We start from the raw sequence: 377 nt of genomic DNA, 5'->3' as shown, positions 1-377 counted from the left end.
TTGTGTGCGGCGTCCACGCCTTCGATGTCGAAGGTCGGGTCGGCTTCGGCGTAGCCCAGGCGTTGCGCTTCTTTCAGCACCACGTCAAAGTCCAGCCCCTTGTCGCGCATTTCGGACAGGATGAAGTTGGTGGTGCCATTGATGATGCCGGCCACCCACTGGATCTGGTTGGCGGTCAGGCCTTCGCGCAGCGCCTTGATGATGGGGATGCCCCCGGCCACAGCGGCCTCGAACGCCACCATCACCCCCTTGGCTTGCGCGGCGGCAAAAATTTCGGTGCCATGCACGGCCAGCAGCGCCTTGTTGGCGGTGACCACGTGCTTGCCCGCGGCAATCGCCTCCAGCACCAGCGCCTTGGCGATGCCGTAGCCGCCGAT

Annotated in this window: 1 protein-coding gene; it reads right to left on the bottom strand. The window is 64.7% G+C overall.

What is annotated here, in order from left to right; all coding sequences use genetic code 11:
* The coding region (locus HA630_RS27105; RefSeq protein WP_166832090.1) for a homoserine dehydrogenase at positions 1 to 377 on the bottom strand (377 nt) is incomplete at both ends.

The sequence above is a fragment of the Aquabacterium sp. A08 genome (genome assembly GCF_011742065.1).
The sequence above is the reverse complement of the archived record's forward strand: the minus strand, read 5'-3'. Positions and strand labels throughout refer to the sequence as shown.